Origin of the sequence: Micromonospora sp. NPDC007208, from assembly GCF_042869175.1 — a bacterium.
In the GTDB taxonomy this organism is placed as follows: Bacteria; Actinomycetota; Actinomycetes; order Mycobacteriales; family Micromonosporaceae; genus Micromonospora; species Micromonospora foliorum.
Map to the genome: position 1 here is coordinate 327,490 of NZ_JBIAFG010000006.1, position 21,709 is coordinate 349,198.

Below are 21,709 nucleotides of genomic sequence, written 5' to 3' on the forward strand. Positions count from 1 at the left end.
CCTGGCGCCCGCGGAGACGGCAAGGCCGCCTCCGCCTTTGCCGTTGAGCGGTCGGAGAACTCGTGGACAACCTAACGGTGACGAAGCGATCGACGCGCCGACCTGGATGACCGACCGCACACGACATATCCGTTGGCGGCGATGCTGGCACTTGGACAGAATGGGCAGGTGGGCGACGTGCGGGACACCGACGAGGCAGGACAGCACGGTTGGTACGCGGTGAGGTCTGTCTTCCAGTACGGCAGTGCCGCACCGTTCGTGTATGAGGAACGCATAACAATCTGGCGCGCCACGAACTTCGACACCGCGATCGCTCTAGCTGAGGCTGAAGCCACCGAGTACACCGAGGACATCGACCGTGCCTACTTGGGCTTTGCTCAGGTCCACCACTTGTTTGACGAGCCGGGTCACGGCGCTGAAATCTACTCACTGATGAGGGACAGCGCCCTCCCCGCCGACGCCTACCTGGACAGGTTCTTCGACACCGGTGACGAACGCCAGGGATCTTCGGGATCGTCACCCAGGAATAGCGGCGAGAACGATACTGATTCATCGCGCCGCGCTCGTGCTCGCTGCGGCCTTGACCCTCAGTGAGCGAGGCGACGTCCGGGCCACGATCGCTGAGCACCCCGCTCACATCCCACCAACAACCTTCTGACCAGGGATCCTTTGCTGGGAGACCTCTTCGGCGGTCCCGAAGGTGTCAGCCGTGGTGTTCCCGGTCGTCGATCGGGCGGCGCCCGCTCAGGCCGAACGTACTATCGCCAACGGCGTCACGCCCGTCGGGAGGCTAGCGTCGATGCGATACCTGGGGCCGGCCTGGACCACGCGCAGCCGATAGTGGCGCGCAGGCTCCCGTAATTGTTCGCGGTTCAACGGAGGACGAGCGCGTCGCCGATGCGTAGAACTCTTCCATCGTGGTGGATGTGCTGACCGTCGTCGAACGCGGCGCTGGTTATTCGGAACCGCGACGGTTGGGTGATCCCCTCGCTGGCGAGAGTCCACGGTACTGCGGGATCTGCGCCTGGCACCGCGGCGAGCAGGACGGCACTGCCGTGGTGAGGGACGTCGTAATCGTCGTGGGGCTCGTCGTACCGGGCATGACGCAGCATGACCGGGCCGGAGCGGATTGCCTCGGGCGGCACCTCGGGCGGTACGTGACGCCACCGTTGTTCAAGCTGCCCGAACGCCGTCTGACGCGCCGCTCCACGGCGCGCGCTCGCGGCAATAATGGCGCTGCCCGCGTCGGCCGCGACACGGCAGATGTCAAGGATCGGGACGCCGGCGGCCAGATTCGGATAGTGGTGGACAAGCCGAGCGTGGTTCATCAACATGACGAGCGATCGAGCGGCGGCCCGCTGCGGTGCGGTCAGGGTCGACGTCGGTATCGGCTTCCGCCGTTGCGGCCGCTCGTGTTGCGTGGTGAGGTCGGCCGCCTGGCCGGCCGTCGACTCGTACCATCGCGGGTCGTCGGGCCAGACTGAAGCCTCGGTCGCCTGCAGGTGACCGCTCCGCCCGATCGTCACGGCCGACCCGGCGCTAGTTCGGCTTACGGCCATCCCGATCCGGTCCTCGGCGTCGAACTGCAAGTTGGTGACCCCGTTGAAGGTGAACTTCAGCGGCGCGGCCGGCCAGGGCATCCTGGACCCGTCCCGCGAGACGCGTCCGGTACTGGGTATGAACCGCCGTGGAGCGGCCAGAGTCAGGCGTACTTGCAATCCCTCATTCGACGGTTGGGCGGTGAGCGAGCGGACGCTGCCGTTGACGAGGTCGTAGTCCTCGGCTAGCACATCGATGATCTCTGCGGTCAGCCGGAAGGCGCCCGGGAAGACGCGCCCTTGGTAGTCCCGATGTACGGAACGCTGCGGCCGTGCGGTGGGAAGCAACCTGTCGAGGCTCGGGTCCAGGTCGACCATCAGCCTGCGTCGGTCGGCCCCGAGGTCAGCCATCCATTCCAGGCCGCTGCTGGCTCGTCGGGATCGAAGTGGCCAAGGAGCACATGCGGCGCCCACCAGAGGCAGAGCGTTGTTGTCCCAGAGATCGGCGATGCGGCCAATGCGAGTCGCGTCGAAGCTCCGGGCGTCCATGGCCAAGGCGACGATCTCCCGGATGGAGCGGTCGAGCAGCCCGGCGAAGGTCCCCAGCGGCAAGCTCACAGCGGCGAGTATGGCAGCTGCGCGAAGAGGAGGGCCGCGTGGATTACGAGGCGACTTGCCGTGGGGGTGCTCCTCGTTCGACCGATGCGGCTGCTGGTGCCAACCAAAGCACTCGTCCAGCAGCTCATGATCGATCGGCGGTCGGCGGTCGGCGGTCGGTGCGAGCCCGGTTAGTGGGAGCAGGTTGGGAGCAGCGGGGTGCCCTGAACGGCCTTGAACTGCGTCCAACGGCATGGAACGGCGCTCAACTGCACCTGCCCCACCTGCGGCTTCTCGTTTCCGCAGGCCAGAGTGGGTGCGGCGTCCTGTTTCCCGCAGAGGGCTCCGCGGTTCTGCGCAGCGGTCGACAGTGCTCTATGTCGCCTGGCAGGGAAGTGTGCGCAGGTCAAGGCGGTAAGGAGCCGCTGGTTGGCCTGGCCTTGCATCTGGGAGCAGATTGGGTGCAGGTTGGCGAAGAGGTCTCCGCGCCCGAAGTGCTCACCGATGCCCTACAGAGACGAGGGACTTTGACCTGCGGTGATGGAGATCGAGCGGTGCGGCGTGACCTCCCAGTGAATACCGAAGAGGTCAACCCTCCAGCCTCCCGACTGGCTGGTGACGGCTGTTGAACTGAGGCCTACCGGCGCCAATTACGAGGCCAGCCCGCATCGATTCGCGTCTCTGGCTGTCGTCGCGGTGGCGTCGGTACGGACCCCGCGAGCTGCGACCCAGATCCCACTGGCGAGCCTCTGAGCAGGGCTTCCTGAACAGCGACCTCTTCGGCGGGGTCGAAGTGGTCAGGCGTGTCGTTCCGCAATGGCTGGCGCGGGCCGGGCGCGGTGGTGGTGGGTCGTCGGCTGAGCGCGATAGCCGGTCACCTCGAGCTCTCGCCCGGCTTCCCGCCCCAGATGCGACCGGGCGGTGGCGTGCCGCGCGCAGGGACCTAGGCGAGAATGGGCCAGTTCGGAATCTGTGCAACCCTGGAAGGACCCTCCCTTGGCCGGTGGACTCGTAGCCCTGCTGGATGACGTGGCGGCGCTGGCTCGCGCGGCTGCAGCGTCGATCGATGACATCGGGGCGGGCGCCGCGAAGGCCGGCGCTAAGGCGGCGGGTGTCGTCGTCGACGATGCTGCCGTCACGCCGCAGTACGTGCGGAGCCTGGCGGCCGAGCGCGAGTTGCCGATTATCAAGCGCATTGCCGTGGGGTCGCTGCGCAACAAGTTCTTCATCATCCTGCCGGCGGTGCTGCTGCTCAGTCAGTTCGTGCCCTGGCTGCTCACGCCGATCCTCATGCTCGGCGGCGCCTACCTCTGTTATGAAGGCGCGGAGAAGGTATGGGCCAAGATCGCCCATCACGATGCCTACAGCGCGGGCGAGGAAGAGGTGCAGGACGAGACGACGCTGGTGTCCGGGGCGGTACGAACCGACCTGATCCTCTCGGCGGAGATCATGGTCATCACCCTTAACGAGGTGATCGATGAGGCGTTCTGGTCCCGCCTGGCGATCCTGGCTGTCGTCGCCGTCGTCATAACCGTCCTGGTGTACGGCGTGGTGGCCCTGATCGTAAAGATGGACGACGCCGGGCTGCGCCTGTCGCAACGTTCCGGCGCCGTCGCCACGTTCGGCCGCGGTCTGGTGAGGGCGATGCCGGTTGTCCTCACCGTGCTGACGGTAGTCGGCACCGCGGCGATGCTGTGGGTGGGCGGGCACATCCTGCTGCTAGGCACGAACGAGCTGAACCTGCACTTCCTGTATGAGGCCGTGCACCACGTGGAGGTCGCCGCCCACGACGCCACGGGTGTTCTCGGCGGGCTCGTCGGCTGGCTCGTCAACACGGTGGCCAGCGCGATCCTCGGGCTGATCGTCGGAGCGCTGGTCGTGCTGGTCATGACTCTCACGCTCCACCGCCGCACATCCAAGGCTGCGGCTGCGACTGCGGCGGGCCCGACTCGCACTGACGGCACCATCCCCGCGCCGCCGAGCCGTGCAGCTCCGCGTCGCGACGCTCCTGCGGACCGAGCGCCGCGCGGATGACCGCAAAATCATCGCAACTCGACCACGCGGGTCAGGCGTTCTGGTGCCGAACCGCGCTTAACCCGGTTGAGCTGCGCGGGTATGCCGAGAGGACACCGTTTAACCTCGCGAGAGGTGGGTGGGTCCCAATGACCGGGAAGGGATGAATGACATTTTCATGCCACCGCTTTTTTTCTTTGGCAACGTCGTCGGCGGCGTCATGATCAATGCCAGCGAGGCGACAGAGATCGCGGTTGCGCCCAGGACTGCGGCCTGCGCGGGAGTCGGAACGATCCGTAGGGCGCAGGACGCGGCTGCCTCTGTCTGACATGTGCGCTACCGGCGCTCCGGCGGCTGAGCTGCCGATCAGTCAAGCCAGCAGATCACCGCGGCACCATCGCGGGCGGCTGCAGCGAAGAAGGTCTGGACGCCTGGCAGATAGTGGGCCACCCACGCAAGTTCGCTGGGTCCTTCCCAGGGGCCGGGGTAGATGTCGGCCCGTTTCAACTCCTTCGGGTCGACGCCCCGAATGAGGCCGTCTTCGGTGAGCGCGGCCAGTCGCGAGGCCGCCGTCGCTACTTGGACCAGCGTCAGATAAGAGGGTGGCCCGTAGCCCCAGTCGTCTTCGAGGTTCTCCAGGAAATCGAACATCTCCTCGCTGTCAGGTTCGACGTCTGGCAGCTCCACGAACCTCTCCGCGCCCAGGACCAGCGGAATTTCGAAGCCCAGCCGATCGAGTAGGAAGTCAAGCCCGTTCCATGCCTTGTCGGTAGCTCCCCAGCGTTCGGAGTTGTCGTCGCGTTCCGTCATGGCGAGTTCGTAGGCCCAGTCGAGGTCAGTTCTCGCCTGCTCCAGTTCGTCCGGCGAAACGCGCAGCCAGTTGCCGTTCATGCTCACCGCGCGAGCCTAAGTGCTGGTTACGACAGTTCCGTCGACAGCGGGTGAACGTCGCCGGCAACCTGGCGGCGCGATGTTCTGCCGCTGACAGGCGCGGCGATCGTGAGCGTGCTCCCCGATCGGCCGATGCGGCTGCGAGAGCCAGCGCTGGCGCGAGCCGAAGCACTAGGCCGGCAGCTCACGATCGGTCGGCGGTCGGCGGCCCGATGCGAGCCCGGTCTGGGGGAGCAGGTTGGGAGCAGCGGGGTGCCCTGAACGGCCTTGAACTGCGCCCAACGGCACCGAACGGCACTCAACTGCACTCAACTGCACCCACCCCTGCCTGCGGCTTTACGTTGCCGCAGGTCAGAGTCGGTGCGGCGTCCTGTTTCCCGCGGAGTGCTCTGCGGTTCTGTGCAACGGTCGACAAGGCTCTATGTCGCCTGGCGGGGGAGTGTGCGCAGGTCAAGGCGGTGAGGAGCCGTTGGTTGGCCTGGCCTTGCGACTGGGAGCAGATTGGGTGCAGGTTAGCGAAGAGGTCTCCGCATCCAGAATGCTCACCGACGCCGGACAGAGACGATGGTTCTGACCTGCGGTAATGCGGTCAAGCGGTGCGGTGTGACCTCCCAGTGGATACCGAAGTGGTCAGGGCTCGCTGCTTGAGCATTGCTCGTGGCCCCCGGTCACGGGTCGCTGATCGTCACAGTGTCTGGTCTGCTTTTCATCGATGTCCGGTCATGCACTCCCGCCGTGCCGGACCAGTAGCTGGTCCCGTTATCTGAGACACCGATCCCACTCGCGGCGCCGTGAGCAGCGCATCCTTTGTGGTGATCTCTTCGGCGGATCCGAAGCCGTCAGCGCTGGCGCCCCGCTGAGGTTGTAGGGCGGCGGCTGCTCATGTCGAGTGAGTGCGTTCAGGGTGGCGGGAACCTCGATGAGGCTTGTCCAGGCGAACGCCTTGGTCCCTCATCCTCGGATGCCTTCGCCTGGCCCGAATGGCAAACTGTGGCGGTGGAGGGCTTTCGGTGTGCGAGCTGTGGGAACACGCTGAGCGTCCCGGTCCGGTTGGTGGAGCTGCCGGCAGGACCGCACTGGTCGGTCTTGGATTGTCATCACGTGAACCCGCCGCTGTTGGACCCCGGCACCTATGCAATCGACGAGTCGGTGTATGGCCGTGATCAGGTCGTCGGCACCTTCGTCCTCTCACCTGGCGATGTACGTGGGACGCGCTTCATCCATGACCTTGTTCTTACGGGCTGCTGGTCGATGGTGGGCTGGGACCCGTCCGTGGCTTGCGGAGACTGTGGCGCCTTGGTCGCCTCCCGGACGGACGACTGCAGGGTGGCTCAGGAGACGCGCTTCTACCCAGCGATGGTTGTCCGGGAGCCGTGTGACGATGAGCCTGGCCGCGACACGGATCCTTTTTCGCTAATCGCCGACTGGGACAGCCCCGCGCCCGACACCAGTCAACACGGCCGGGTCCCCAAGCCGGCCCGCCCTCGTCCCGAACTCGTTGCAACCCGCTGGGGACCAGGCTTGAAAGAGCACCTCTTTCGAGATGATCCGCCAGCCTGACCAGATGGCCAATCAAAGTCTGTACAAGATCCGGGGCGGTTCAGTTGCTGTCGCCCGGGGTCCCTGCGACAGGACAGGGCAGGCCGCGACGTCGAGAGGTGGGCCGCCGAGGAACACGTCGTGCAGTTAGTTCGGCAGATCAGCGCCTGCATCGGGTATGCCTATGACGATCTGGACGAGGTGGCACTGATCGGCGCGGTCGGTGATACGTACGACGAAGCAGTCAACGGCTGGTTCGACCCGCTGGAAGGTTGTGGGCCGTCTCTGGCCCACCATCGATTGGCAGGTAGGCATTCCCGACTGTGCCGCTGATGAGGTGATACGCGACGATCACCCGATGCAGCGTTTCGACAGCGTCGGTGGTGACCTGGTGGCGGGCACCGCTGTCCGGGCGACGATCATCAGCCACGAGCCTTGGGGGGTCATGGCCGAGGTCCTCGGACATGAAACGGTGGGTGCGTCGGCCGACGCCGGCGTCATCGACAGCCCTTCGGGCGCACCTCGGGCACTGCCTGAGGAATACCCGCCGGTCGGAGTGCAGGTCGAGGCGGTCGTCCAAGAGATCCGCCGGTACCACCCGCCCGCCTGGATACGCCTTACGATGCGCGCCGCGGACCTGCGTGAGTTCAGCTGGCTGTGCGGATGCTGCGGCCAGCTCACGATCCTCAGTCCTGGTGGCGACGGCGTCACCGTCGACGTGCGCAGCAGCGACGGACCGGGCTGTGCTTCATTTGCCGCGCACCGGTCGTGTTTGGCCGACCGCCTCGACCCGGACTTCAACGGCGACCGCGCACGGGTTGTCGCCGTGGGACGCAAACCGACCGCCGCTTGCCAGAGACGGCCTCCAATCGCCCTGATTGCCGCACCGCTACCGCCGCGCGGTCGGCGCCGCAATCCTCAGCCGGAAGTGACCCACGGGCATCCGTAGCCGGGTGCGGTTGGCGCGTTCGGGTGATTAGTCTGCGCGGTCCAGCGTGACGGCGCTGTGCACGGGGCTCGCCCACAGTGCTTGCAATGTCGGGTGGTGCTGCACCTTCCACTCCGCTTTGCCGATCGCATGGTTTCGCGCCGGGCCGGGTGGACTGAAGTTGAACCCGGTGTCCTGGACGTCGAGCTTGTCGAGGTCGGCGAGCGCGGGTGCAACTGCGAATACCAGATCCAGGCTTACGTGCCAGATTTCTGGCTGGTACCAGTCGGTCTCGGTCCAAGTTTCCGCAGTCTCAGGCAGCAGCCGACAGTCCTCTATGTCCCCTGGCGGGGGAGTGTGTGCAGGTCAAGTGGTAAGGAGTTGCCGGGTAGCCCGGCCTTGCGACTGGGAGCAGTTGGGCGCAGGTTGGCGAAGTGGTCAGCGCGCCCGAAGTGTTCACCAATCCTGGACGGGACCGCAGGCGTTGACCTGCCGTGATTCGAACGAGCGGTCCGGCATGAACTCCCAGAGAAGATCGAAGAGGTCAGCCCTCACTAATCTGACTTGGCCAGCCAGGCCGGTCAACATCTGCCCGTTCTAGGGCAACTCACTAACAATTTTCATAGTCGCCGTGCGAATGGCATCGTGTGATGTGGCGTGAATAGTTGTGATGCGAGCGTTCGTGGCGCCGTCGCTAATAGCCACGTAACGCAGATCGGAGAATCGGGAACTTCCCTCGAGCATGGCGGCGATAGGAGCCTCGCCGGCCGCAATGATGAGTGCACATTTCTGGAGTGCGAGGCTGTTGAAATAGGCGGCGGCATTTGCTGCGGTCTGCGGTCCAAATACCGAAAGGTACTGCACCTTGGTGAGCGTGACGACTGACGCCTCTTGCATGCCTGCCCAGGCGGCCTGCGCCTGCTCACTGGCGAGTCCTTTGTCGTCTGTGAGTAGGCAGGCAGTCGTAGCGCGGTACTGACGTTCCCGCGGGGGTGGCGAGGACTGCGGCCAGAGTGCCCATGTACCGCAAGCAACGAAGAGCGCTGCCAGGGCTAGCGCGGCTGCCCTCCATTTCGGATGCTGCCAGGCTCGCATCGGCGTGTCCCCCGTTCTCTGATGTCCTGCGGGATCGTACTGTAGGCGCTGCGGCGGCGATCGTCGCCGCCTAATGGACATCGAGCCCATACCTAAGAGATCCGGTTGAGGCCTGCGCCGCCGCCGAGCGGCCGTACATCAACGGTCGTGTGCGCTAGCCGTGGGAGCCGCCGGGTCGGCGTGGCGAGTCAGTCGACTGCCTCACGGGCTGTGACGCGCCGGATCGTTCTGACGTCGGCCGTAGCAGCGGACGTGCGGCGTTGCAACCGCCCGACTATCCCAAGGGTGGCGACCCGCTCTCGGGTCCCAGCGGGCGTCGAGGTGGTTCAGACCCGGGCCGGCAGCATAACCATGGCAATCGGGTCGTCGGAGCTGCGCGGCGTGCGAGGTTAGTGCAGTGTCATTCGGTGGTGAATTCATCCAGTTCCGCTGAGTATGAACCATCTCGCTGATGCCCCACCTGCCCGTTTAGGGCTATTAACAGCTTAAAACGCACGTCCCAAATCTGGGTCCATCAGATGAGATCACCTGTGGTGATCATCGCTGGTGGAATGGGATGCCGTGCTGCGTGAGCGCTGTTGTTCTTGTGTTCTCAGCTTATGTACAGCAAGCTTCCGCGCAGTCTGTTTCGACGGGGGAGAACTGTCATGCGTGGTTGGCCGGCATCGGTTGGTGCGGTGGGCGAGTGTGTTCGGCCGAGACGCCGGGTGGGCGGCTTCACCCGGAGATTGGCCGTCCTCGTGACGTTGGCGCTCGTGCTATCCGTGGCGGTGCCAGCAGGTGCGGTTCCCCCCAGCCGTTCGGGGGGCTCCCTGTCGTGGCTGTGGGACTTGTTGTCCACTCGCCCGTCGTGGGCCTTCGCTGATCCGCCCACCCCCGAACAGAAGCGCGGAGTGTCCCCTGAGCGCGGACATTATGTGCCCGCCAAGTATGTGAACGACTTCGGTGACGAAGAGGACCGGGCGAAGAGTGAGCTGAAGCGCTATCAGCCGCACCGGCCGGATGCGAAGAAGGTCACTACACCTAAAGCGGGGGATGGTTTCAGCGTATCGGCCAGTAAGGCGGTTCCCTCTGGGGCGTCGCGGAACGGGGATCTCTTCCGGAACGCCGACGGCTCGTACACGCGCTGGGTCCACGAGCACTCGGTCAACTTCAAGGCCACGGATGGGTCCTGGCGGGCAATCGACAGCTCTCTGAAGCTGGGTCCGCAGGGGCGTCCCCAGGTGACCGCGAACTCGTTCGGACTGAGTTTTGCCGACGGGCTGACGCGATCCGACGTCGGCTCGACAAGCCGATCCGGCGGGCCGGTCGCGGAGTCGACGGAGTCGACCGCCGCGGATGACCTTGTTCGGCTCACATTCGACGCTCGCCGCGAATTGGCCTATTCGCTATCCGGTGCCTCGATCAGTCTGCCCGCATTGGATCGGGAGATCGCCCGGTATGCCGGCGTCTACCAGAATGTGGACCTGGAACTGGCCGCCATGGCCGACGGGGTCAAGGAAACCCTGGTCTTCCGGTCGGCGGACGTGCCGACGTCATACGAGTTCCCGCTGCGCCTCAAGGGGTTGACGGCTCGGGTGGGCGAGGCAGGAGCGGTTGAGTTCATCGATGACGACAGCGCCGTTGTCGCCACAATGCCGGTGGGCTACATGGAAGACGCGGCAGTTGGCGTATCGGGTGCGGGTGCGATGTCGCACGACATCCGCTATTCAATCGACACCGCCGGCGAAATTCCTATTCTCAAGATGTCAGTCGACGCCGCCTGGTTGCAGGATCCGGTTCGGAAATTTCCAGTGGTCTTGGATCCGACGATCGCGACGACAAGCGGCGACACGTACGTCCAATCGGGAGTGTCTGAGTCGGATCGGAAAGCAGAGAATAACGTCGCGGTCGGAACGTTCGGATCGGACAACGGCGTTCCCGGCAGGGCCAAGGCCCTTCTGCCGTTCCCTACCTTCGGCACATCGTACGCCGGGAAAAGGCTCAGCGCCGCCACCCTTAACGTTTTCATGTCCTACCAGGGGGTGGGCGGCCCTTGCGTGGCTCGACAGTTCGACGTCCGCAGAGTCACCGCCAACTGGTCGTCCTCGGTGAAGTATGACACCTTCCCCGCCTATTCTGATCCGCTCGGTAGCGCCTCACCGAGCAGCACGGCTGCCTGCAACAACTCTACCTATCCGCCGCCCCGCAATGTCGGTACGTGGGTCGCGGTTCCTCTCGACACGGCGGGCGTCAACGAATGGGTGACCGGTAGTGGAAACTTCGGCTTGGCGCTGACCGCGTCGGAGACGGACACGGCCGCATGGAAACGGTTCACTTCCGTAGATGCGAATGTGATGTGTGCGCATCCAACGCGAGGCAGTATCCGGTGTGACCCCTTCATTGACATCACTTACAGCGACAACGTGCCGCCGCAGGTCGATTCGCAGTACCCCTCGAACAACTACGTGGTCGGTACGCTAACTCCGGAGCTGGCGGCCGGCGGCCACGACCCGGACAATTGGCCCAACAAGGGTTTGCGCTTCAACTTCCTCGTCTACAACGACCAGGGTACGCAGGTCACCTCATCCGGGTGGGTGCCCGGCGTATGGAAGGTGCCCGCAGGCGTACTCGCTTGGGGAAAGACCTACACCTACGCGGTCGAGGTCGATGACTTCTCGTCAAAAAATCCTACGCCGACGACCAAATCGGCCCTCACCACTCAAGTGCCGCAACCCATGGTGACATCGACGTTAGCGCAAAACGGTGGAAAGGGTTACGAGGCGAACGTCGGTAACTACACCTCGTCAGATACGGACGCCCAGGTAGCCGTCGCCGGCCCGGCCCTGTCCATCACTCGTGACTACAACAGCCTCGACACCAGGGTCGATGGTGCCTTCGCCAGCGGCTGGTCTTCTGTCCTGGACATGCGGGCCCGAGACATCCTCGACGGCACCGGTGTCCTGCAAACCGTGAATGTGCGGTACCCGAACGGGCAGGAGGTCGCCTTCGGCCGCAACAACGACGGCACCTTCATGGCACCGGCGGGCCGCTTCTCGGTCTTCAAATCCATCACGGGTGGGTATTCACTCACCGACAAGGATGCCACTGCGTACGAGTTCACGCGGTCCACCGGCAGTGGCGTCTACGCCATCACCAAGGTCACCGACTCGTCCGGGAGAGCGGTGACGTTCCGCTACGACGCGAACGGCCGCGTCGATCAGATGAAATCGACGTCGAACCGGACGCTGTCCATCGCCTGGTCCACACCGCCGAACTCGGTACACCCGCACGTCTCGTCCGTCACCACCGATCCCGCGGTGGCGGGCGCCGCGAGCACGGCACTCACCTGGAATTACACGTACGACAACGACCTGTTGACGAAGGTCTGCCCGCCGGGAACGACCACCAGCTGCGCCACCTATGAATACAGCCGCGTCTCCCAGCACGCCACCACAGTGCTGAACACGAGCCCGTACTCGTTCTGGCGGCTGAACGAGGCGGCCGGTACGGCGGCAGCGGCCAGCTCCGTGCTGTCCAACGACGGCACTGACAACGCGACGTACAGCAATGTCACCCTGGGAGGCCCGGGGCCGCTGGCCAACTCGACGTCAACTTCTGCGGCGTTCAACGGCACGACCTCGCTTGTCGCACTCCCTTCGAAGCCCGTCGCCGAGACGTCATACCAGTCGATCAGCATGTGGTTCCGGACCAGCACGCCCACGGGCGTCCTGTTCAGCTACCAACGGGACACGGTCGCCCCCGGCGCGACCACAACGGGCAGATTCAACCCGGCCCTGTACGTCGGATCGGACGGCAAGCTGCATGGCGCGTTCCCGACGGGGACCGATGGTGCGGCCATGTCGTCGCCGAACACCGTGACCGATGGTCAGTGGCATCACGTCGCGCTGGCCGGCAACGGCGGCAATCAGCAGCTCTACCTGGACGGTGCGCAGGTCGCCACGCTGACCGGCACCATCAAGCTCAGTGAGCTCGATGCGACAAAGAGCTACGTGGGCGCCGGATTCCTCGGTGGAGCCTGGCCCAACCAGCCGAACACGACCGCAACAGCCACCTACTTCAACGGCTCGGTCGCCGATGTCGCCTTCTTCAACAAGACCCTGACCCTGCCGATGGTCGTTGCGATGCATTCATCGGGCAGGACCGGCACCGCGCAGCTGACCAAGGTGACGAGCGAGGCCGGCCGCGTGCAGGCTGAGGTCTCCTACGACACGGTCAGCGGCCGCACCAGCACGGTGACGGACGAGAACCGCGGCGTGTGGAAGATCGGTGCACCGACGGCGTACGGGTCCAGCCAGGTTTACGTCTCCTCAGTGCTGGGCTCTCAGCCAACCGACTACTGGCGCCTGGGCGATGTCCAAGCGCCGGTCGACGCCGTCAACGTCGTTCACAGTAACGAGGCCCGATACAACAACGTCACGTTCGACACCACCCAACCAAACACCACCAGCCCGTTCCCGGATACCTACGGCGCCGTCTTCAACGGCACCTCCTCCTTCGTGAAGCCCTACAACCCCAACAATCAGGCCTACCCGGGCACCGACTATCCGGCAACCGAGGCGACCACGGTCGAGATGTGGTTCAAGGTTCCGGCGAACCACGCCGCCAGCGGAGTGCTCTACTCCTACCAGTTTGCACAGTTAGGCGCATCGATCGCCGCTAGCTGGACGCCTGCGCTGTACGTCGGCGCCGACGGCTACCTCCGCGGGGGTTTCTGGACGGGCAGCGCGGCACCGGTAACCTCGGCAAAGAAGGTCAACGACGGGCAGTGGCACCACGTCGTCCTGTCAGCGTCGAACACCCTCCAGCTGCTCTACCTCGACAACACCATCGTGGGCGGAACCGCCGCGATGCTCGCCACCAACGCCGCACACTCCTACATCGGTGCCGGCACCACCCGGTCATGGCCCGGATCGTCGGGTGATGTGAGCTACTTCAAGGGCAACATCGCCGAGGTCGCCTACTACAACCGCGCTTTGTCGCCGTTCGAGGTTGACTCCCACTTCAAGGCGTCGAAGAGCAGCCTGGCTGTCGGAACGACGCCGACGCTGACGCCGGTGTCGAGCGTCACGATCACCGACCCCACCCAAAAGACATCGAAGCAGCTTTTCGACCTGCTCAACGGCGGCCGGATGGTCGCCTCGACCGACGTCTTGGGCCAGACCACGTCGTTCGGCTACGACATCGGCGGGTACGAGTCGGTGGTGTACGACCCGCTCGGTATGAAGTCGGTGACCGGCCGGGACGTCCGAGGCAACACCATCCGATCCACGGTGTGCCGCGATCAGGAATACTGCGACACCACCTACTACAAGTACTGGCCCGACGCGACGACGGTGAACCTGACCCCGGACCCGCGCAACGATCAGCTAATCGAGATTCGCGACGCCAGGTCGCAGTCCGAGACGGACAACAAGTATCTGACGAAGTTCGCCTACGACACGTCCGGCAACCGACTGAGCATGACCACGCCGCCCATCGCCGGGTATCCGAATGGGCGCACCACGACCATGACGTACACGACCGCGACGACGACCGCCGTGGGCGGTGGTACGACTCCGGCCGGGCTGCCGCTGACCACGAAATCTCCGGGCAACGCCCAACAGAGCACTGAGTACAACGCAGCCGGCGACGTGGTACGAGTGACCGACGCCGCCGGCCTGGCCACCGAGTTCAGCTATGACGGGCTTGGACGCACGGTCACCAAGACCGCCAAGGCCGGTGCTCCGACCGGCGACCTGACCACCACCTTCCTCTACGACTCGGATGGCCAGGTCGTCGAGCAGGTCGACCCACCGGTGCTCAACCAGGTCACCGGTGCCACGCACACCGCGAAGACGACCACCTCATATGACGCCGACGGCAACGTGACCTACCGCAAGGTCGAAGACACGACCGGCGGAGACGCGTACCGGGACGCCAGCAGCTTCTACAACAGCTATGGCCAAGTGGTGAAAACCGTCGACGCGGTCGGCACGGTCACCTTGTTCGAGTACGACCCGTACGGCAACAACACCAAGACAGTCATCTGCGACAGCAACCCGAGCCCATCGGCTCCCTGCCCCGCCGGCGATCGGCTGCGAATCGTGGAGGAGATCTACGACGCCGCTGGCCAACAGCTCACCACGACGGTCACAGGCCAGGACGGCACCGCCACCCGCGTGTCGTCGAAGGCGTACTACGCCAACGGCAACGTCGCCTCGGACACCGACGCGATGAACTGGGTCACCAGTTACGAGTACGACCTGAACGACAACGTCACCAAGGTCACCCGGACCGACGGCGTGAAGATCTTCGTTCAGGAGGAGAACAAGTACGACGCGGTCGGGAATCCGACCTCGCGCCGGTCAGACAACGGGGCGAACTGGTCGACATTCGAATACGACGAGGCGAACCGGCTGCGCAAATCGGTTCTCCAGCCCTTCGATCTACACCGCGTGACCAGCTACCAGTACGACGCGGACGACCATCCGACCAGCACCCGGAACTCCGTCGGTCAGCTCGAGACACCCCTTCAGACCATCGACAACACATACGACCCGATGGGGAACGTGACCTCGAAGAGTGTCAGCGTCAACCACAGTTCCGGACCGTCGGGCTGGTGGAAGATGGAGGAGCCCGGACCGGCGTGGGAGGCGTACGACTCATCGCCATCCCAACAAACCCTGGCTTCCTGGAACGGCGCCATCGCGCGTTCGGGCGGCGCCGCCGTCTTCAACGGGACGGCGCTGTACCAGACGCAGCAGCCCGTCCTCAACACCACGCAGTCATACTCGGTCTCCGCCTGGGTGAAGCTAAACAACTTCACTACCTACCAGACGTTCGTGGGCGAAGGTGGATCAAATCATGGAGCCTTCTTCCTTCAGTACAGCAAGGGCCTGAACAAGTGGGCGTTCATCTCGCCCAGCAGCGATTCGGCGTCACCGTCGGCCTACTACTCAGCCAGCTCCGCAGCCTCGCTCACTACCAACACCTGGGTGCACCTGGTCGGCGTCTTCGACTCGGGTACCAAGGCCATGACGCTGTACGTCAACGGCACCCAAGGAGGCACGGGCACCAACCCCACGCCATTCAACGCGATCACGCCACTGGGTGTCGGTGGAGTCATGATCGGCGCCCGCGAGGGCGACTACGTCAACGGGTCCATGGACAACGTGCAGATCTTCCAACGCGCGTTGTCGGCGTCGGAGGCCTCAACGCTGTATGGCGCAGGCAACGGCCGTAGCGCCGACACGACGGTCACCGGCCAGCAGCTGACCACCAGGTACACGGTCGACAAGCGCGGTCTGACCACCGCGATGACCGACCCGATGGGCAACCTGACGAGCTACGAGTACGACAGCGCCGGGCAACTGGCCAAGGTCGTCGCGCCATCGGTGCCGACGGAGACGTTCGCAGGGGCCGGACCGGTACCCGCGGTGCCAGTGTCACGAAGCGGCTACAACACCTTCGGCGAGGCAACGGAATCCCAAGACCCGCTGACCAACACCGTCACTACCCGATACGACGCCGCAGGCCGCCCGGTAGAAACGCGCTTGCCCGACTACACCCCACCCGGCGGCACGCCGATCACCGACGCGAAAACCATCACTGTCTACGACAAGCTCAGCCAGGTCGCGTCAACCACCGACCCGCTCGGCAAGACCACGACCTACGGATATGACTCACTCGGCAACACGGTGAGGGTGACCGATCCGCGTGGGAAGGTGTCGACCGCGGCCTACAACAAGGTCGGCGACCCGATCGAGTCCGTCGACCCAACCGGCGCCAAGACGACAGCGACGTACGACTTCCTGGGCCGAAAACTCACGTCAAGCCAGGTGGTCCGACAGCCCACCCCGACAACGAACACCACCACCTACGACTACGGCTCAGGCGCGTACGGCACGACACCCGCCGCAGGTCCCTGGCTGCAGAAGGTGACCTCCCCCGACGGAGTCGTCACGTCGTCGACGTACAACTGGGTCGGGGAACCGCTGACGGTCAAAGACGGCGCCGGCAACCTCACCACCACCGAATACGACGGCCTGGGACGTGCCGTCAAGACGATCCTGGCGGACAACACCAAGCAGACACTCTCGTACGACGGCGCCGGCCGTCCGGTGCAGACCCAGAACCTCGACGCCTCCAATGCCGTGCTCACCACCCAGTCGATGGGCTACGACAACAACGGCAACGTCACATCGGTCAAGGACGCCCGAAACACCACCACCACATTCAGCTACGACGCCCTCGGCCGCGTCACCGGCGAAGTCCAGCCAGTCACCGCCACCAAGTCGATCGGCACCTCGTTCGCATACGACCTGGCGGGCAACCGCACGCGCTTCACCGACGGCCGAGGCAACCCGTTCTGGACGACATACAACTCGTGGGGACTGCCGGAATCGCAGATCGAACCGTCCACGACGGCCTACCCCAACCCCGCAGACCGCACCTTCACCACCAGCTACGACGCGGTGGGCCGCCCCAAGAAGCAGACAATGCCAGGCGGGGTCACCGTCTCCAACACCTATGACGAGCTGGGCCGGATCAAGCAGATCTCCGGCGCGGGCGCCGAGTTGGCCACGGCCGATCGGACGTTCGACTACGACGATGCGGGCCGGCTCACCTCCCTGTCCGTGCCGTCCGGTACGAACACGCTGTCCTACGATGACCGCGGTCTCCCGCTCACCATCAGCGGACCGAACGACAACGCCTCGTTCTCCTACACCAGAGACGGCCGCATGGCATCGCGCAGCGATGCCGCCGGCACGACCAGTTACACCTACGACACGGCCGGCCGATTCAAGACCGCGACCAACCCCACGACCGGGATCAACCTGACCGTCGGTTACAACAACCTGTCGCTGCCAGCCTCCGTCACCTATGGCACGAACAACAACGTCCGCACGCTCACCTATGACGCCCTGCACCGGTTGAAGACCGACACCGTCAAGACATCCAGCGGCGCGCAGACCCTCGGGTCGATCACCTACGGCTACGACAACAACGGCAACGAGACGTCGAAGGTCACCACCGGATTCACCGGAGCCGGATCTAACACCTACACCTACGACCTCGCCGACCGGTTGGCGACCTGGACCAGCGGCTCCGCCACCACCAGCTACACCTACGACGACTCCGGCAACCGGACCCAGGCCGGCGCGAAGGTGTTCACCTACGACGCCCGCAACCAGTTGACCGCCCAAACTGGAGTCGGCTCGTACGCATACACCGCTCGGGGCACCCTGCGCCAGACGACCGTGGGCACGGTCAACTACGCCACGACGTCGAACGCGTTCGGCGAGGTGCTGTCCCAGCAGGGCACCGGTGGTGTCACCAGCACCTACCTCTACGACGCGTTGGGTCGGGTGGTCCGACCCGGGTTCAAGTACTCGGGCTTGGGCAACACCCTGGCCCAGGACAACACCGCCACCTACACACGGGGCCCCGAGGACGCCCTGATCGGCGTCGGGTCCGGCGCCGGCGCGAGCTCCCTGTACGCCTGGACCGACCAGCACACGGACCTCGTCGGACTGCTCTCTGCCACCGGCGCCACTCTGTCGGCGTCCACCACCTACAACCCTCTCGGCACAGTCACCGCGACATCCGGAATGGCAGGCAGCCTCGGCTACCAATCCGAGTGGACCGACTCGACGACCGGGCGGGTGAACATGCTCGCCCGCTGGTACAACCCAGACACCGCGCAGTTCGACTCCCGCGACACGGTTGCCAACAATCCCGTGCCGGATTCGGTCACCGCCAACCGCTTCCAGTACGGCGATGCCAACCCCCTCACCACCACCGACCCGACCGGGCACTGGGGCATCAAGAGCTTCTTCAAGGCCGCGGTGAAGGTCGTGAGCAACCCGGTCGCGACGTACAAGGCGGCGGTCAAGACCGCAAGCAAGGCCTACAACTACGTCAAGACGGCGACGAAGAAGGTCGCCAGTGTGGCGAAGAAGGCCGTCAGCAAGGCGAAGAAGGCCTACAACGTCGTCAAGGAATCCACCGTCCGCTGGGCGAAGAAAAAGATCAACACCGTCAAGGACGCCTACCACTCGGCCAACAAATGTCTCTCCGGTGGGGTCGGAAAATGTGTGAAGGCGACCGCGAAAAAGGCGGTCAAGTCAGCCGCGGCGAGTGTGCAATCCACGGTCGACGCCATCAAACAGGATCCGTGGAAGTTCTTCGCCTCGGCGGCAGTCGGCCTGGCCGCGGCGGTGGCGGTCGGGGCACTGTGCGCCACCGGTGTGGGGTGCTTGATCCTGGCCGGCGCGGTCGCGGGCGCGATGTCGGCCGGTGCGGGTTACATGACTGATGTTGCCCAGGGAGATGAAGACTTCTCCTGGAGCGGGCTGGCCAGCAATATGATCGAGGGCGGTCTCGATGGCGCCTGGTCGGCCGGGGCAAGCCGACTGACCGGCGGTCTTGGCACCAAGCTTCGCGGCGGGTCTGGCGGCCGGATGCCTGGGGTCTCCAGCCGCGCCGCAGGTACGGGTGGGTCGCCGTCTTCCGCGCCGCGGTCTCGTTCCAAGGAGAGTTCCTCGTCAGGGCCGGGGTGTTCGCGACACAGCTTCGACCCGGCAACGCGGGTGTTGATGGCGAACGGGAACACCAAACCGATCGAGGATGTCGAACTCGGCGACGAGGTGACCACCACGGATCCCACCACCGGCGAAAGCATGTCCCAGAAGGTCACCTACCTGCACGTCAACGTCGATGAAGACCTGACCGACGTCACCGTCCGCGACGGCGAGACCGGCACCACGTCGGTGCTGAAGACGACCGAGCATCACCCATTTTGGGACGCGACGGACCGGCGATGGGTAGACGCCGCGCAGTTGACGCCGGGACACCGACTGCTCGTCCACGACGACAAGCGGCTCGAGGGCGACAGCACCGGCGCCGGTATGGGCGGCGGCGGACCAGGACACACCGTCACCGTCGTCCAGGTCACCAACGTCGACGGCAGCAAGACCATGCGCGACCTCACCGTCGACAACACCCACACGTACTATGTGATCGCCGGGAATCAGCCGGTCCTGGTTCACAATAATGACCCGGGCTTAATCAAACTCGGCGTCTCCGGTGGCGAGTCGTGCCCGGTCGGCCGTGGCGCGAATTCATGGACGCCGGACTCTGCTAACGGGTATCCCAGCTATGACAAAGCTGGTGGCTGGTTGCAGGTGCACGGGCCGGCCAGAGATTATGCGACGCCAGGCGGGCCTAAATTAAACTGGGAGCACGTCGTTGAGCAGAGTCAGGGGAAGCAGGGGCCAGGAAGATCCAACTTCCCGCAGGAGTGGATCAATAACCCTGATAATATTTTCCTTCAGGATCAAAGCATAAACTTCGCCAAGAATGGGTACTACGCGAAAACCTTTAACTGGACAGGCGGAAAGCCGATCCGAGACATGCTTGCGGATATGCCTTTTAATCAGCAATGGGACTTTGGATTGTACGTAAATAACACACTCAGGACGCATGGGAAATCGGGTCTAGTGGGGGATGTGTAGGAGCCATGAGAGCGATGGACAGCGTATACAACCTGGCAGTCGACTATGGAGTTGAAGGCGTGGTGCCGGCCGACGCGCCGCTCGGGGTGGCTAAGCTTGCCCATGTCCATCGTGTCTTCAATGCAATTATGGGCGGTGGCTTCGGCTTTGCTGTGGAGGTCATCGAACCGGATGAGTTCGAACGCGCGATTGACGGTTTTCGGTACCTCGACCTCGTCGAGGTTGCGGACCTGCTTGCCGAATTAGTTAGGAGTTATGGTGAGTCCAGCTACGACGAACGCAAGGAAGAGGCCTTTGATGCGCTGATCAACGAGAGCGCCTTGGTTCTGGATGCCTATCGACGAAAGGCGGCCGAAGAACCTGCCGACTTCGGGCTCTGATGTCTCAACCCCGCGTTTCGCTTGTGGGTCGGGATTGCATCAACGACGCGACCCCGGTCCCACCGAAGGCTGCCGCCGGACGCGAGAACCTCGAACAGCGCTACGGGCGCGGCGTAGTCGACTCATGGCTCATGAATCCCAGGGGCGAGCGCACGGTGCGACCAGGAGACGAGGTTGTACTGGTCCAGGCAGGCACTCTCCGTCAACGACCGCGTAGCGACTCGCCTGCCAGACCGCCGCAATCGTGGCGCGTGTCGTCCTCGACGGAAGGAGGCCGACCGCCTTGCTGGTCTGGCCCCAGGCCGCGGAGGACGACCTCGAACTGCGGACCTACGAGCAGGTGCTGGACGCGGTCGAGCAGGCTGGCGGGGAGATTGACTGGGACAAGCCGTTCCCGGCGCGGTCGACCCACGCGACGGCTATCCGAGCGCTGTGGGGACAGCGGGCGGTGTGATCTGCGCGGCACTGAACCGCTGGAGCGCGGTGTCGCCCCCGCTCAGGCTCACGCAAAACAGGCGATACGGCCTGGCGCACAACACCAACCGAGTTCACGCGGCGCGGGCCGAGACCATCGCGGCTTCGACCGGCCGGTGCGAATCGTGGATCGGGGAGCAGATTGGGAGCAACACGGTGCCCTGAACGGCGTTGAACTGCGCCAAACGGAATCGAACGTCCCTCAACTGCACCCACCCCTGCCTGCGGCTCCACCTACCCGCAGGTCAGAGTCGCTGCAGCGTCCTGTTTCACCGCGGAGCGCTCCGCGGTTCTGCACAACGGTCGACATGGCTCTATGTCGCCTCGTGAGGGAGTGTGTGCAGGTCAAGGCGGTAAGGAGCTGTTGGTTGGCCTGACCTTGCGTCTGGGGGCAGGCTGGGTACCGGTTGGCGAAGAGGTCTCCGCGCCCGAAGTGCTCACCGATGCCGGACAGGGACGAGGGGCTTGACCTGTGGTGATGCGGTGGAGCGGTGCCGCGTGACCTCCCAGTAGAGGTCGAAGTGGTCAGGTGTTTCTGCTCTCGGGATGGCTGGCGCCGGCCGCCGTCTCGGTTCGCCTAAGGCCACGTCTGCAGACGTGCTGCATATCGATGTGGAACGTTGCGGGTGAGCTTGCTGGAGTCCGCCGCGGTTCCGTCTTTCGAGACACCGATCCCAGGTGCAGTGCCCTGACCAGGCCCTTCAGGCTGAAGACCTCTTCGGCGTGCCCGAAGATGTCAGCCGCGGCGCTCGCGGT

General features: G+C 64.6%; 10 protein-coding genes. 7 read left to right on the top strand and 3 right to left on the bottom strand.

Annotated features, from left to right (window positions below):
* The first annotated feature begins 168 nt into the window (after positions 1–168).
* The gene (locus tag ACFYL6_RS15660) at positions 169–594 is read left to right on the top strand and encodes a hypothetical protein (protein WP_387171623.1); all 426 of its coding nucleotides are present in this window, start codon (positions 169–171) and stop codon (positions 592–594) included.
* A 278-nt stretch (positions 595–872) separates the two neighbouring features.
* Here ACFYL6_RS15660 and ACFYL6_RS15665 read toward each other — a convergent pair whose 3' ends face one another.
* Positions 873–2,156 carry a hypothetical protein gene (locus tag ACFYL6_RS15665; protein WP_387171625.1) on the bottom strand — a complete coding sequence of 428 codons (1,284 nt, stop codon included), beginning with the start codon at positions 2,154–2,156 and terminating at the stop codon, positions 873–875.
* A 975-nt stretch (positions 2,157–3,131) separates the two neighbouring features.
* On the opposite strand from ACFYL6_RS15665, the gene ACFYL6_RS15670 reads away from it, so the two are divergent.
* Positions 3,132–4,169: a DUF808 domain-containing protein gene (locus ACFYL6_RS15670; RefSeq protein ID WP_387171627.1), complete on the top strand. Its 1,038-nt coding sequence runs from the start codon at positions 3,132–3,134 to the stop codon at positions 4,167–4,169.
* A 345-nt stretch (positions 4,170–4,514) separates the two neighbouring features.
* Here ACFYL6_RS15670 and ACFYL6_RS15675 read toward each other — a convergent pair whose 3' ends face one another.
* Positions 4,515–5,039, bottom strand: a complete 525-nt coding sequence (locus tag ACFYL6_RS15675; protein ID WP_387171784.1) for a DUF1877 family protein — start codon at positions 5,037–5,039, stop codon at positions 4,515–4,517.
* A gap of 1,680 nt (positions 5,040–6,719) precedes the next feature.
* Here ACFYL6_RS15675 and ACFYL6_RS15680 point away from each other — a divergent pair.
* Entirely contained in the window at positions 6,720–6,911 is a 192-nt protein-coding gene (locus ACFYL6_RS15680; protein ID WP_387171629.1) for a hypothetical protein, read from the top strand.
* Positions 6,912–6,936: 25 nt separating this feature from the next.
* The gene (locus tag ACFYL6_RS15685; RefSeq protein ID WP_387171630.1) at positions 6,937–7,527 is read left to right on the top strand and encodes a hypothetical protein; all 591 of its coding nucleotides are present in this window, start codon (positions 6,937–6,939) and stop codon (positions 7,525–7,527) included.
* A gap of 576 nt (positions 7,528–8,103) precedes the next feature.
* Here ACFYL6_RS15685 and ACFYL6_RS15690 read toward each other — a convergent pair.
* Positions 8,104–8,370 (bottom strand): hypothetical protein, encoded by a 267-nt coding sequence (locus tag ACFYL6_RS15690; RefSeq protein ID WP_387171632.1) that lies wholly within the window; start codon positions 8,368–8,370, stop codon positions 8,104–8,106.
* Positions 8,371–9,494: 1,124 nt separating this feature from the next.
* Between ACFYL6_RS15690 and ACFYL6_RS15695 the strand changes: the two genes are divergently transcribed.
* The 3 genes from ACFYL6_RS15695 (at position 9,495) to ACFYL6_RS15705 (ending at position 20,933) form a co-directional block, all read left to right on the top strand.
* Complete coding sequence (locus tag ACFYL6_RS15695) at positions 9,495–20,099, top strand: LamG-like jellyroll fold domain-containing protein (RefSeq protein ID WP_387171634.1); 10,605 nt, start codon at positions 9,495–9,497, stop codon at positions 20,097–20,099.
* A gap of 14 nt (positions 20,100–20,113) precedes the next feature.
* Positions 20,114–20,479 carry a hypothetical protein gene (locus ACFYL6_RS15700; protein ID WP_387171636.1) on the top strand — a complete coding sequence of 122 codons (366 nt, stop codon included), beginning with the start codon at positions 20,114–20,116 and terminating at the stop codon, positions 20,477–20,479.
* Between the two features lie 283 nt (positions 20,480–20,762).
* On the top strand, positions 20,763–20,933 hold the full coding sequence (locus tag ACFYL6_RS15705; protein WP_387171638.1) for a hypothetical protein: 171 nt from the start codon (positions 20,763–20,765) through the stop codon (positions 20,931–20,933).
* Positions 20,934–21,709: the final 776 nt, after the last annotated feature.

Bases quoted from the DNA above. Each gene is read 5' to 3' on its own strand.
- ACFYL6_RS15675 (WP_387171784.1), bottom strand. From the start codon at position 5,039: ATGAACGGCAACTGGCTGCGCGTTTCGCCGGACGAACTGGAGCAGGCG.
- ACFYL6_RS15685 (WP_387171630.1), top strand. From the start codon at position 6,937: ATGCAGCGTTTCGACAGCGTCGGTGGTGACCTGGTGGCGGGCACCGCT.
- ACFYL6_RS15700 (WP_387171636.1), top strand. From the start codon at position 20,114: ATGGACAGCGTATACAACCTGGCAGTCGACTATGGAGTTGAAGGCGTG.